11 protein-coding genes are annotated in these 12,181 nt (G+C 40.5%); 4 read left to right on the top strand and 7 right to left on the bottom strand.

Annotated elements, in window-relative coordinates; all coding sequences use genetic code 11:
- Positions 1–76 precede the first annotated feature (76 nt).
- On the top strand, positions 77–1,954 hold the full coding sequence (locus FN809_RS03220) for an outer membrane protein assembly factor BamB family protein (RefSeq protein WP_142532016.1): 1,878 nt from the start codon (positions 77–79) through the stop codon (positions 1,952–1,954).
- A 196-nt stretch (positions 1,955–2,150) separates the two neighbouring features.
- Here the strand turns inward: FN809_RS03220 and ndk are convergent, their stop codons facing one another.
- Positions 2,151–2,582, bottom strand: a complete 432-nt coding sequence (gene ndk, locus FN809_RS03215) for a nucleoside-diphosphate kinase (protein WP_142532015.1) — start codon at positions 2,580–2,582, stop codon at positions 2,151–2,153.
- Between the two features lie 224 nt (positions 2,583–2,806).
- On the opposite strand from ndk, the gene FN809_RS03210 reads away from it, so the two are divergent.
- The 3 genes from FN809_RS03210 to FN809_RS03200 all read left to right on the top strand — a co-directional run bounded on the left by FN809_RS03210 (position 2,807) and on the right by FN809_RS03200 (position 4,981).
- Positions 2,807–3,832 carry a DHH family phosphoesterase gene (locus FN809_RS03210; protein ID WP_142532014.1) on the top strand — a complete coding sequence of 342 codons (1,026 nt, stop codon included), beginning with the start codon at positions 2,807–2,809 and terminating at the stop codon, positions 3,830–3,832.
- Positions 3,822–4,352 carry an FKBP-type peptidyl-prolyl cis-trans isomerase gene (locus FN809_RS03205; protein WP_185957417.1) on the top strand — a complete coding sequence of 177 codons (531 nt, stop codon included), beginning with the start codon at positions 3,822–3,824 and terminating at the stop codon, positions 4,350–4,352. Before FN809_RS03210 ends, FN809_RS03205 begins: the two co-directional genes overlap by 11 nt.
- A 71-nt stretch (positions 4,353–4,423) precedes the next feature.
- The gene (locus FN809_RS03200; RefSeq protein ID WP_185957416.1) at positions 4,424–4,981 is read left to right on the top strand and encodes an FKBP-type peptidyl-prolyl cis-trans isomerase; all 558 of its coding nucleotides are present in this window, start codon (positions 4,424–4,426) and stop codon (positions 4,979–4,981) included.
- A 176-nt stretch (positions 4,982–5,157) separates the two neighbouring features.
- On the opposite strand, the gene FN809_RS03195 is transcribed toward FN809_RS03200, so the two are convergent.
- From FN809_RS03195 to FN809_RS03170, 6 genes are all read right to left on the bottom strand, one after another.
- A complete protein-coding gene (locus FN809_RS03195) occupies positions 5,158–6,219 on the bottom strand; it encodes a VOC family protein (protein ID WP_246095419.1) in 1,062 nt (353 codons plus the stop codon).
- An 11-nt stretch (positions 6,220–6,230) separates the two neighbouring features.
- Positions 6,231–7,025, bottom strand: a complete 795-nt coding sequence (locus FN809_RS03190; protein WP_142532011.1) for an SDR family oxidoreductase — start codon at positions 7,023–7,025, stop codon at positions 6,231–6,233.
- A gap of 1 nt (position 7,026) precedes the next feature.
- On the bottom strand, positions 7,027–9,474 hold the full coding sequence (locus tag FN809_RS03185; protein WP_142532010.1) for a DUF5686 and carboxypeptidase-like regulatory domain-containing protein: 2,448 nt from the start codon (positions 9,472–9,474) through the stop codon (positions 7,027–7,029).
- Between the two features lie 22 nt (positions 9,475–9,496).
- Positions 9,497–10,081: a CDP-alcohol phosphatidyltransferase family protein gene (locus FN809_RS03180; protein WP_142532009.1), complete on the bottom strand. Its 585-nt coding sequence runs from the start codon at positions 10,079–10,081 to the stop codon at positions 9,497–9,499.
- Positions 10,082–10,208: 127 nt separating this feature from the next.
- Positions 10,209–11,357, bottom strand: a complete 1,149-nt coding sequence (locus FN809_RS03175) for an SDR family oxidoreductase (RefSeq protein WP_142532008.1) — start codon at positions 11,355–11,357, stop codon at positions 10,209–10,211.
- Between the two features lie 139 nt (positions 11,358–11,496).
- Positions 11,497–12,171 carry a diacylglycerol/polyprenol kinase family protein gene (locus FN809_RS03170; RefSeq protein ID WP_142532007.1) on the bottom strand — a complete coding sequence of 225 codons (675 nt, stop codon included), beginning with the start codon at positions 12,169–12,171 and terminating at the stop codon, positions 11,497–11,499.
- Between the last annotated feature and the right edge of the window lie 10 nt (positions 12,172–12,181).

Here is a 12,181-nt window from a genome sequence, read left to right as displayed (position 1 = left end):
GATACTTGATACTTCCTGCTAAGGCGGGACAGGTTATGTCTTGATATTCTTGATACCCGATACTAATTTTAAAATTATGAAAGTTCATTTCTATCCCAAAGCCATACTTCTTCTGCTTTTATCCGTATTGCTATGGTCGTGCCAATCCTCCGATTCGGTAAAGTTTGCTTTTCTTACCGACATTCATGTTGTTCCGGGTAACGAGAACGAAATGGTATTTGCCCGGGCAGTAGGCGAAATAAACCGCAGTGATGCCAATTTTGTGGTCATCACCGGCGATTTGTCCAATATGGGTTCCGATGCCGAGCTCAATGCGGTAAAAGCCATCCTGGATTCCCTGAACAAACCCTATTATATATTACCAGGTAATCACGAAACCAATTGGTCTGAAACCGGAGGTGCTACCTATAAAAAGGTATTCGGCGACGATCGATTCGATTTTAATCAGGATACCTATCGTTTTGTGGGATTCAATACCGGCCCCTATATGAAAATGGGCGACGGCCATGTAAAGCAAGAAGATATGGCCTGGTTACAGAAGACCCTGTCCTCAGGCGATAAATCGAAACACATTATTGCTATGGCCCACTATCCCTTGGCGGATGGACTGGACAACTGGCCCGAAATAACAGAAACATTGAAACAACAAAATGTTAAAATGGCCCTCTGTGGGCATGGCCATAAACTGCAAATGATGAATTTTAACGGCATAACCGGAATTATGGGCCGTGCGCTGCTTAGTCGCGACAAAACAGACCAGGGCTATAACCTCGTAGAGCTTAAAGGCGATTCGGTGTGGGTAAGTGAGAAAAAGTTGGGACAAACGCCGGAACAGATGTTTGCCTGGAACATCCATGAATCAAAGCAAATTGAGGGTTTGTCCATATCGGAACTACCCAATTACGATATCAACAAACAATTTGAAAGGGTAGCGGTAAAATGGGACTATACCGATAGTGCTTCTGTTTTGGGTGGTTTTGATATGCATCCTTCGGGCATGTTGGCCTGGCTAAGCTCTGATGGCTATTTGCGCTGCATCAACAAAACCGATAAGCAAATGCTTTGGGAACACCATTTGGGTACCCCGCAATACGGTACGCCGGTGTTTTACAAAAATATGCTCATAGTTGGAACCTCACAAGGTAAAGTGCGGGCATTTAACGTGGCCGACGGTATGCCCGTATGGGAAACAGAATTTGCTCATCCCATTTTTGGTGAAGGGGTGGTGGATGGCGATCAAATTTTCATATCTCTTGGCAAAGGCGGCATGGCCAGTATCAATGCATCAAACGGCACGTTGGTTTGGCAGTTCAATGATGTGGAGGGTTTTGTGCAGGTAAAACCTTGCGTTACCTATAAAGAGGTAATATTTGGAGCCTGGGATCGTCATTTGTATTGTGTAGACAAAACCACGGGAAAGCTGAACTGGAAATGGAACAACGGACACGGTGCTATCCTTTATTCACCCGGTAATGTTGTGCCGGCGGTGGCTAAGGGTAAAGTGTTTTTGGTGGCGCCGGACCGGTATTTTACCGTTCTCGATCTGAAAACCGGCAAGCAGTTGTACCGCACCAATGAGCATCAAGTGCGCGAATCCATGGGCATGTCGGCCGATAAAGAATATATGTTTGCCAAGCTAATGAACGATACCGTGGTGGCTTACCCCACCGATATCCCGGAAAAAGGTGAACTATGGGCTTTGGATTGCGGTTTTGGCTATGAGCATAACCCATGTCCCATGATTGAGCAGAATGGCGTACTCTACGGAGGTACTAAAAATGGTGAGGTGTTTGCCATAAATACGGATGGGGGTCAATTGATCTACCGTTATAAACTGGGCAACTCCTCCGTAAATAAATTAATGCTTAATCGGGAGGGCAATCTAATGGTAATGCTTATGGAAGGTCATATTTTTGAGTTGGCATTTCCTTTTGGTGAGGAAATAAAATTGTAAAACCAAAGCCAATATAATTGATTAATATACCTTTTTTATTATGTGGAGCTTTAAATAATTTAAAGAAGAATAGGCAAAATAGATAAGCATCCTATGCTTTAATAAAGGCCAGGGATTTACTTATGCGGGTCAGCTATGAAAAAAAAGAGGCTGCTATAATACAGCCTCCATTGAATGAATACAATATTCTCTTTTATCAAATATCTGTTTTTAACCTTTCGCGGCGGCTAAAGAAAAAGTCACATTCACGATCGGCACTTTCGTCGCTATCGGAGCCGTGAATAGCGTTGCGCGTTTTACTAGTGGCAAACATTTTTCGGATGGTTCCTTCCTGAGCTTCACTGGGATCAGTAGCACCAATCAGGTAACGAAAATCTTCAACGGCATTTTCTTTGGTTAAAATGGCAGCGGTTATAGGTCCCGACGACATAAAATCAGTGAGGTCGTCAAAAAAAGGCTTACCCTGGTGTTCGGCATAAAACTCTTCGGCTTCGTGTTTTTCGAGTTTTAAGGTTTTAATCGCTGCAAAACGGTAGCCCGATTCTTCTATTTTGTGAAGGATAGCACCCAATTTGCCGTTTTTAACCGCAAAGGGTTTAATAATTGTCAATGTTTTGTTTCCGGCCATATTAAATTTATTTTTTGGTTGTTGTTCAGTAACTTATATCAGCCTATGCCAAACAGGCCGGCTTGTTCAAGTCAAATAATATTAATCTAAGGTCTGCAAAAGAGGGCTTGTTTTATCTCTGTTGCAAAGCATGGTATAAAGGCAGATAATATTAGTAATTATTTGTGCATAGTCAAAATCCGTTTGTCATTATTTATCTATCTTTGACCACTTAAAACGAGTATATGACAGATAGCACATTAGTAGAATCCTTAAAACAGTTAATTCAAACGTCCAATCGGATTGTAATCGTGCCCCATTTAAATCCGGATGGCGATGCTATGGGGGCTTCGTTGGGCTGGTGGCATGTATTAAAAAAAATGGGTAAAGAGCCTACTGTGCTCAACCCGACAGCCTATCCAATGTTTCTTGGATGGATGAAAGGTGCGGATGACACTATCAACTTTGAAAAGGATAGTGGGCTGGCAATAGCCTTGTTAAAAAAAGCAGATTTATTGATGTATGTAGATTTTAATTGTTTAAAGCGTACCGGTAAACTGGAGAAGGAATTGGAAAAGCTGAAAAGCAAAAAGGTGATGATAGACCATCACCCGTATCCCGATTCCATTGCGGATGTGATGATATCGGTACCATCCAGTTCCTCTACCTGCGAATTAAGCTATCACCTCATCAATAAAATGGGATGGAACGAACAGGTGGGAGTAGATGCCGCAGAATGTTTTTACACGGGAATAATGACCGATACCGGCTCACTCAGCTATAATTCATCCAGGCCCGAAACCTATAGGATGATAGCAGGACTGTTAGAGAAAAGTATAGATAAGGACAAGATTCATCAACTCGTATTTCACAGTAATTCTTTCAGTAGGATGAAGTTGTTGGGGCATGTGTTGGCTAATAAACTGTTTTTGATGCCCGATCAGGAAGCCGCATTTATATACCTGGATAAAAACGAACTGGCACAGCATCATTTTCAACCCGGTGATACGGAAGGCTTTGTTAATTATCCATTAAGTATTGAAGGGATAAATATTTCTGGCTTTTTTTTGGAGCAGGACGATAAAATAAAATGTTCGTTCCGTTCGCGTGGCGAGGTTCCGGTAAACAAGTTTTCGGAACTTCATTTTTCGGGCGGCGGACATCGCAACGCGGCGGGTGGCGAATCTGCTTCCTCATTAAAAGAATGTGTGGATAGATTTAAAAATGAACTGCCCAATTTTTACAATAAATTTAAAAATAATGAGATATAGATACAGTTGTATTATGGTGCTTTTATTGCTTTGTGCAAGCGCATGTAAAATACAAAACAAAGATAAGCCTGATAAACGAAAGGTAACCGCTGAAGAGCTTATATCGGTAAATCGTTATATGGTGGGGAAGGATGCTTCGGTAATTAAAAAATATGCCGAAGAAAATAACTATAATATGCTGGAAACGGAAACCGGACTCTGGTACCAAATTGATAAGGCAGGCGATGGTGAGTATGCCGACAACGGGGATGTTGTTAAAATTGCTTACGATATTTATTTGCTCGATGGAACGCCATGTTACAGTTCCGATTCATTGGGTTACAGATCGTTTAAAGTAGGGCAGGGGGGAGTTGAAGCCGGCCTTGAAGAGGGGATTCTGTTGATGCAAAAAGGAGCCAAAGCTACTTTTATAATGCCTCCACACAGAGCACATGGTTTGGTGGGCGATGACGATAAAATACCCGGGCGTTCCATATTGCTCTATAAAGTAGAGCTCGTTGATTTGAAAAAGAACAAATAATGAGCGCCTTTATTTGAATGAATATAATAAAACATTTACTTTGCGTATTAATAAACTTAGATGCTTATATAATGATAAAATTAGTGATAAAGGCGTTTGCTTTGCTTTTGGTAGTGCTTGCCGTTAGTTGCGATACCAAAAAAATTGAAACCTCGCGTCAGCTGTTCGCCAAAGAACAAGAAAGGTTAAATACTTTTTTAAATACCGTGCCTCACGACAGTGTGGTTAGTAATCCCGATAAGTTGAATTGGAAAGAATATTGGACCCGACAGGCAGTGGACACAATTGATAAATCGCTTGAAACAGGATTAATTTATTTTGAAAAGGAAACTGGTACAGGTGATGTAGTAACTGTAGGTAAAGAAGTGGGGATTTACTATTACAGGTCGGTAATTGGCACCTACGAAGATGGCGAAGTGGGTTTGTCTGAACCGGTTACCAATTATGGCACCGGTAATCCCTTAATTTTTGTGGTTGGTGGACAGTCCGGGGTGCAGCCGGGTATTGAAGAGGCGGTTACGTATATGCGAAAATACGGCAAAAGCAAAGTTATCATCCCATCTCTACTTGACAATAAACAATACCAAACTGCCATTTACGATATTGAAGTTACTTACTTGAGTAAGTAATTTTTTAAATTTGCATGGAGAGCTGCTTTCCTGAAAATTAATTTTCCCTGTCGCCGACAGCAACTAAGTTTCGCCTTTATTTTCGCACCCCCAAAAGGGTTCAGCTAAGTTAGGGTACCCCGCATTTATATTCATCATGTTGTAATGTGATATATAATGCGGGTTATAATGCCCTTTTATTCTTTTACCCTATTAAAGCTCAGGGTATTGATCATCCAGTTGGGGAGGGATTTTTTAGGGTCACGTCCTTTTAATTTCATATACCAGCCCAGCTTTTCGATGATGGGTAGTTTATGTGTTTCCACAAACTCGATAGGGGTGCCGTCGGGATCCGAGATATAGGAGAACTGACCCGCTGCTACACCCATATCGAAGCCATCGGAGCTGTCTACGGTAAACGGGAATCCCTTGCGCTTCACTTCTTCTTTCAACAGGTCCATACCCATTATGTCGAAGCAAAGGTGTATGTATCCCAGTTCGCCCCAAATGCGATTTTCGTATATTTTGCGCGGCGTGCGTTCCAGTGCCTGAACAAGCTCTATTTGTGTAGGACCTAATAATTTACTAAAAGGGCCGGTACGTGGTTGGTGTTTGAGCAGAACCCTACGGTATTTTTCTTTTCCGCCGGGTATGGGAGCCAGGTCATCAAAGCTACCTGATTTATCATAAACTACTTCGCTGTATTCCAGAATGTCGCAATACACCTTTTTTGCTTCTTCAATGTCGGACACCCCTATTACAGCACCGGCCACACCACCGGTTACGGATTTTTGCTTTTTGTAATGATTTTTATCCTCAACTATTTCAAAAATATTATTGTAAGGATCTCTCAAATAATAATGAAGTTTTCCTTGTGGGTCGTTGGAAATTAAGCCCAATATATCCAAGCCCATTTCCTGATGTTTATCAAAGGCCTTTTTAACATCACGACATTTCATTTTACAAATAAACACGCCGCAATCGCCCAGCTGTACTTTAAAAACCGGAGGACGTGGTTCAAAATCGCTGTGTTGCCATATTTCAAAACCTCCACCACCTTCCATGTTCATTGCCAGGGCTGCGTAGCGCTTGTACACTTTTCCGTTGGTGTAGGGCAACATCAGTTTTGCAACGGCAGTATCTTCAAACACGTTGATGTCCATACCAAAAGCTTGGCGATACCATTTCCAGGCTTCTTTCGCATTTTTAACCCCAACACCTATCTGTTGGATACCACATATATTCTTTTTCGTCATCATAAAGCTTGTGTTTAATTTTTTATTTTGCTGACTATCTTATAATACAATGCAGGTAAATATTTTCGTATGTAAACCATTAATACTTCTTGCTTACCAATCAGTACATCTTTTTTATTTTTCTTTATAGCCTTTACTATTTTTTTTGCACACTCCTTAGCCGGCATGCCATTGGCCTGACCATCGTCCATTTTATTGTAGGACTGTCCATTCTCGATAAGGGCATGGAGCGAAATATCTGTTTTTATTCTTCCCGGTGAAACAATGGTTACTTGGATACTTTGCTCGTGCAACTCGGCCCTGAGCGACTCAAAAAAACCTTGCACCGCATGTTTGGAGGCAGCATAGGCAGTGCGCCACGGAAAACCAAACTTTCCGGAGATGCTGCTTACGATCACAATATGTCCGGCCTTGTTTTTTAGCATGTGTGGCAAAACCGCTTTGGTAAGTGCTACAGGGCTAAAAAAGTTAAGCTCCATAATACTTCGGTCGTTGGTCAGGGGTGTATCTTTGGCCAGGGAGCGCTGACTGCGTCCTGCATTATTTATCAATACATCAATACGGCCTGTTTGGTTTATAAGCGAATTTACCGTGTCTTCTATTCCCGCTGTTTTTGAAAGATCCATTGCTTGCACTATAACCGTACTTGTATGTTGCAGGCAGTTGTTTTTAACTTTTTGGAGTTTCTCCGTGCTACGAGCCGTTAAAATTAAATGGGCTCCCTCCCTGGCCAGGGTATAAGCCAGGGCTTCGCCTATGCCTGAAGAGGCACCAGTTATCCAAACTACTTTATTTTTTAGCTCTTTCATATTAAAAACTCATTTCGGCTCTAAAAAAGAGGCCATGATTATAGGTGTAACTTTTATTGCGATAGGTGTTTCCTAATTGCATAACATATTCAGCACGCAATATCTTTAAAATATTGGTCAGGCCAAAACCTATCTCGGCATAAGGCTTGTTTGTATGGTTGCTGTAATAGTCGGGCAAATCAAAAACACCATTGTACGAACTGTTTAAGCCTCCATAATGACCTTTAAATGAGACTATTTCGCGCAATTTTAACTTCTGAATGAGGGGAATATGATTTAAGATAATGCCGCCCCCATTAAAATGAAAATGGGTGTTGCTGTATAGATTATGAGCAAACGAAGCGTGGTGCAGCAGGTTAAAGTTGTATTTAGCATATCCTAAGGACATGGAACCTGCCGGCTGATCCAATAAATCGTAAGGTGCATCGCCCCATAAAAATCCGGCATTGAGCAAGTAACTCAAAAACACCTTGCCCATAACAATACGCCCTTGCACCGAGCCATGTACCTGGCCGTACATTCCGGCTTCGCCCATGTTTTGGTTAGGCAACACGGTTTCGCCAAAATCAAAGCCCAGGTTAAGGATGGGTTTGGGAGTAGAATAGTAAACACGATCGAAAAAATACAGATCGTACGGCTGCGCAAAAGCGTACCTGAAATTTACTAAAGCGCCATAGGTGACGTAATCGTTATATTCCGTACCGTTTTTTACGAATTTTACCGCAGGTGTTTGCGTGTTTTTTTGATAATAGGGCGATACTTCGGCATGGAAATCATTTACGCCGTTATATTCCAGGCGCATCTGCACGTTCGTTTCTTCTTTCAGGTAAGGGTTTTTACTTTTGGAGGTTACCGCCGCAATAAAGTTGCTGGTTCCCTTTGTGTTGGGGTTGTTTTTTACAAAACGATTGTACTTATTTATCGATACCAGGTGGTAATCGTTGGAATAGCTGGCTCTTAAAATAAACTTGTCCGTATCCAATGGTCTGTATGCCACGTTGGCCCCATATTTAAACTCCTTGCTTTGTGTACCGTAACCCAGAAAACCGCCCACATAAAAGTTTTCGAACATTTTTTGGCTTGTACGCAGCGGAAGAGTCCAGCGAGTACCCTCGATGCTGTTGGTACTGTAAATATCAAAAACAGGGCCTATATCTATTTTACCCACATTCAGATAACTCGATAAAGACAAGCCACCAATGGCATCAATGGCTTTAACATATTTGTTTTCTTTGATATTATCCAACCTTTTAAAGGTGCCGTCGTCCAATCGGTTGTTGGCAAAAGCTTCCTGATATTTCCAGCTGCTGGCCGTCATGTTTTCCAGCAGGGGGGAAGTTGAATATATAGTTGATTTACTGATAAGCCAGTTGCCGCTCTCCACCTTTTCTACCCGTTCCGAATCATAGGTTACAGTGCTGTCTTTGTTAATGATGAGCGACATGTTGATATCCACCTTTTGTTGGTCGTAGAACCATTTTCCGTTGGGCATTTTTTTATAGGAGACCGCGCCATTGAAACCGTTCACAAAATTCAGGTTGGCTTCTTTGGGAATATGGACATGAATTTCGGTAAGGGCATAGCTGCCCTCTTCAACAGCAAAACGTCCCGAGAACAGGGGGTTATATCTGTTTTTAGGAGCAAAAGAAAAACAATAATGTTTTTTACCGTCAACCCTTAGGCTGTCGTTGAAATAAATGTGGTAATAACTCATGGCCGAACTGCTGATGGGCGAAACAAAACCGCGATCCATAATGATGATCTGTTCCTTATAAAAATCCATATCTACCACAATGTTGCGCAATACATAGGTTTCGATGGCTTGGTTCATCCGGGGGAATATCCCGTCTTTTTTACTGTAAACAATACTGTCCTTAAACCCATCAACACTGGTGGCCTCTTCGTATAAATAAATGGGCGAGAAGCTTAACGGTTCGTTGTCGTTGGTTTTCAGCACTACATCATTGCCATTTTTAAAAAGGCGGCTGGCTCTCGAAGCGGTGTCTAAGGCAAGGTAAACGGTGGTGTTTTGCAGCGATTTATAATTGCCCACATTGTTTATTTGTTTGCTATTTTCTTTTTTATGTTCCTGTATCCGCTTAAAAATAACCTTGGTGATAGGCATCTTTGCATTTATTGTAATATCCTTTAGTAACTGTACTTCTTTTTTCAGGTATAGCTTCATTTTTTGGTTGGCATCTTTATTTATAAAGTGCTGCTCCCTAATATAACCTACCGATGAAGCACAAAGCGTATCGCTTTGCGGGTTGTTTAATTCAAAATAACCATCCACATTGGTTTGTGTACCCTGTATAGTGCCTTTTACCCAAACATTGGCAAAAGGTACCCCTTCGCCGTTCTCCTTATCCATCACATAGCCTGAAATTTTTTGTGAATAGATTCCTGAACAAGATAAAATCAGTAAGGAAACAATAATATATCTTAACATAGCATACAATTCACTTAACGTACTATTGCTTTTTCATTAACCAATACAAACCTTTAACTCCTATTTTAATATCGTCGAGCTTAAAAAGAACGAGTATTTTTTCCATGTAGGCCACAACACCCCAGCCTATGGCCAGATAGTAGAACCATGGAAAAAAGCCAAATACAAATAAAACGAAGAAAAAGATGCTCTGCACATATCCGGCCGACACTGCCGAGTATAGGTGTAGTCCGGGGATTTTTCCGAACCTAAAAAAAGATACAAAGTAACTCAGTACAAAAAGTGTGAGAAAAACATATAAAATCAATGCATGTGGTTCTATCACATCCCACTTAAAGAGGAACAAGCCTAACAAAGCTACGGCATATGTACATATATCGGCCAGATTGTCGAGCGCAGCCCCAAAGTTGGTTTGCAGCTTAAATAAGCGGGCTATGTTACCATCGAGTACATCGCTGACCAAACTAATACATAGCAAAATGACAAACCATTTTTCTTGTCCGGCAAAAGCCAGATACATGATGAGTGGAAATACCAATAAACGGTATAAGCTGATTAGATTAGGTACGTTAAGTACGTTTTCGCCTTTGATTATAATTTGTTTCATGATTATTAAATAGTATTGAGATTAAAAGAATCAGTATACAGTTAAATGCGGCCTTGTATAGAACCTGAATCCAGTTTATGCAATAAGTTCAGGTGATATTTATTTTAGGCTTTAGTAGGTATTGGTTTTACACTGTTGCCCCATCTTTTGATATTGTTTTGCTGCCTTTGGGTACAGGCAAAGTACCAATAAAATATTCCAGCATTTTATATGTGCTTTGTTCTTCGCTTATGCCCTGGTGTTCATTGTTTAAATTCTGATATCCGTTTATCCGTGGCAGACTATCTGTATTTTTTGTATCGAAATGAAGGTTTATATTGATATAGTTACCTGTAAACGACATGCCCACTGAAACCAATCGTTCCAGGGGACTCATATCGTCTTTTTTAAGGTTTTCGACAGGTACAATTTTTATAGGCATCAATTGGGTTACAGCACGAATGATATGTTGGTTTTTAACGGATTTTTTTGCGGTGAAATTCATAATGGTGGGTACCTTTTCGGTTGCAACAGTACGCATTAAATTATGAACCACAATATCGATAGGAATTAAATTTTGTGTGGCTTCGGGATCAACCTTCAACCTTACGGTTTGGTTGGGATAACGATGTGCCAGGCTAAACATCCGTTTGGCAAAATCAAAAATCCCATAATCTGTTTTTGTAATTCCGGTTTTACTGTCGCCTACAACCTGCGACAGGCGGATGATGTGTGCATTTATTTGATGCTCTTCTATATAGTTTTTCACTACGTTTTCGGCATATCTTTTAGATTGTTCGTAATAATTCCTAAAGGCCGATATGTTATCGTTATCGTAAAATTTTTCTTCGAAAAGCCCGCTCATACGACCGCAGGAGTAGGCCGTACTAATAAAAAACAAGCGTGATTTTGAATTGGCATAACGGGCATACACATCCAGGGAGTTTTTTATCCCATCGATGTTGGTGCCAAATATTTCGTTTTTCGATTTGCGGTCGTACTTTAGGCTGGCGGCAAAATGATAATAATCAAACTCGCCACTAAAAATATCCTGTAAGTCCTCTTCCGCCATCGAAAAGTTTTCTTCTGTTAGCGAATAAGCATACACTTTGAGTTGACAGGTACGTACATATTCGGCATCGTTAATTTCGGAAAGTACCTTAAACATCCTTTCGTTGGCAGATAGTTTTTTACTTCCTCTAACCAAAGCTATTACCTGGTAATTAGTGTTAAGTAAGCTATTTATGAAGTTGGAAGCCACATAGCCGTTGGCTCCGTTAATAATAATTTTCTTCATCTGTGTATAAAATTAGATAAGAGATTTTGAAACAAAACCTGCCTTAAGGCAGGGACAGCCATTTAACTGATTTCAATTATCTCTTTGAGTGTATGCCTCATAAATAATGGGCGTTTCATATGTTAATTTAATTAAGTAACTACAAGCCTATTACCAGTATAAACAAAATACTGATGGGTATGGTAATATTATCCGACCCGCGCCAACTGAATAATTCAGCAAGGCTACCCACTGTAGCTATAGCTACGGACAACCATACTGTTTTTAAATCGAGTAAATCGCGATAATAATAGAGTGCTATAAGGGAAATAATCAAGCTCATGGCAAAAAATGCACCTGATCCTAACCATGTTTTCTGGAACTTATGCCCAAATAGCACAATACGACCGTTATATTTTTTTACGTTCATACCCAGTATGGCCGCCATAGGATCACAAATGGCCAATATTAACATGGGTAGTATAAAAAAGAATTTATTACCGTATAAATAGGATGCTAAAAAAGTGGCGTAAATAGCCAGGGGAAGCAAATAACTTCCTATAGACTTGCGCTTTATATCGTGTATGGAGTTTAAATATTTACTGTGTTGTGTTATTAACAGTATAATAAAAAACACAGCGGCCAATATTAATACATACCAATGCGAGTTAAACATGTAGGGCATGGGGATAACGGCAAGGATGGAGGCAAAGTGGGCAAACTTGCGGGTTATCTCCCCCTTTATTTTAAATCTTCTGTAATTTAGCTCGTTAAAAATTAGTAAAAACGCAATTCCTACCAAATAAAAAAACGATAATGCAATTATACTAACCATAATTAAAGGT

Origin of the sequence: Saccharicrinis carchari, assembly GCF_900182605.1 — a bacterium.
Taxonomy (GTDB): domain Bacteria; phylum Bacteroidota; class Bacteroidia; order Bacteroidales; family Marinilabiliaceae; genus Saccharicrinis; species Saccharicrinis carchari.
Note: the sequence above shows the minus strand (reverse complement) of the source record. Positions and strands in the feature narration are given on the sequence as shown.

Coding starts and splice junctions, on each gene's coding strand:
- FN809_RS03220 (WP_142532016.1), top strand. CDS start 77: ATGAAAGTTCATTTCTATCCCAAAGCCATACTTCTTCTGCTTTTATCC.
- ndk (WP_142532015.1), bottom strand. CDS start 2,582: ATGGCCGGAAACAAAACATTGACAATTATTAAACCCTTTGCGGTTAAA.
- FN809_RS03210 (WP_142532014.1), top strand. CDS start 2,807: ATGACAGATAGCACATTAGTAGAATCCTTAAAACAGTTAATTCAAACG.
- FN809_RS03205 (WP_185957417.1), top strand. CDS start 3,822: ATGAGATATAGATACAGTTGTATTATGGTGCTTTTATTGCTTTGTGCA.
- FN809_RS03200 (WP_185957416.1), top strand. CDS start 4,424: ATGATAAAATTAGTGATAAAGGCGTTTGCTTTGCTTTTGGTAGTGCTT.
- FN809_RS03195 (WP_246095419.1), bottom strand. CDS start 6,219: ATGATGACGAAAAAGAATATATGTGGTATCCAACAGATAGGTGTTGGG.
- FN809_RS03190 (WP_142532011.1), bottom strand. CDS start 7,025: ATGAAAGAGCTAAAAAATAAAGTAGTTTGGATAACTGGTGCCTCTTCA.
- FN809_RS03185 (WP_142532010.1), bottom strand. CDS start 9,474: ATGTTAAGATATATTATTGTTTCCTTACTGATTTTATCTTGTTCAGGA.
- FN809_RS03180 (WP_142532009.1), bottom strand. CDS start 10,081: ATGAAACAAATTATAATCAAAGGCGAAAACGTACTTAACGTACCTAAT.
- FN809_RS03175 (WP_142532008.1), bottom strand. CDS start 11,357: ATGAAGAAAATTATTATTAACGGAGCCAACGGCTATGTGGCTTCCAAC.
- FN809_RS03170 (WP_142532007.1), bottom strand. CDS start 12,171: ATGGTTAGTATAATTGCATTATCGTTTTTTTATTTGGTAGGAATTGCG.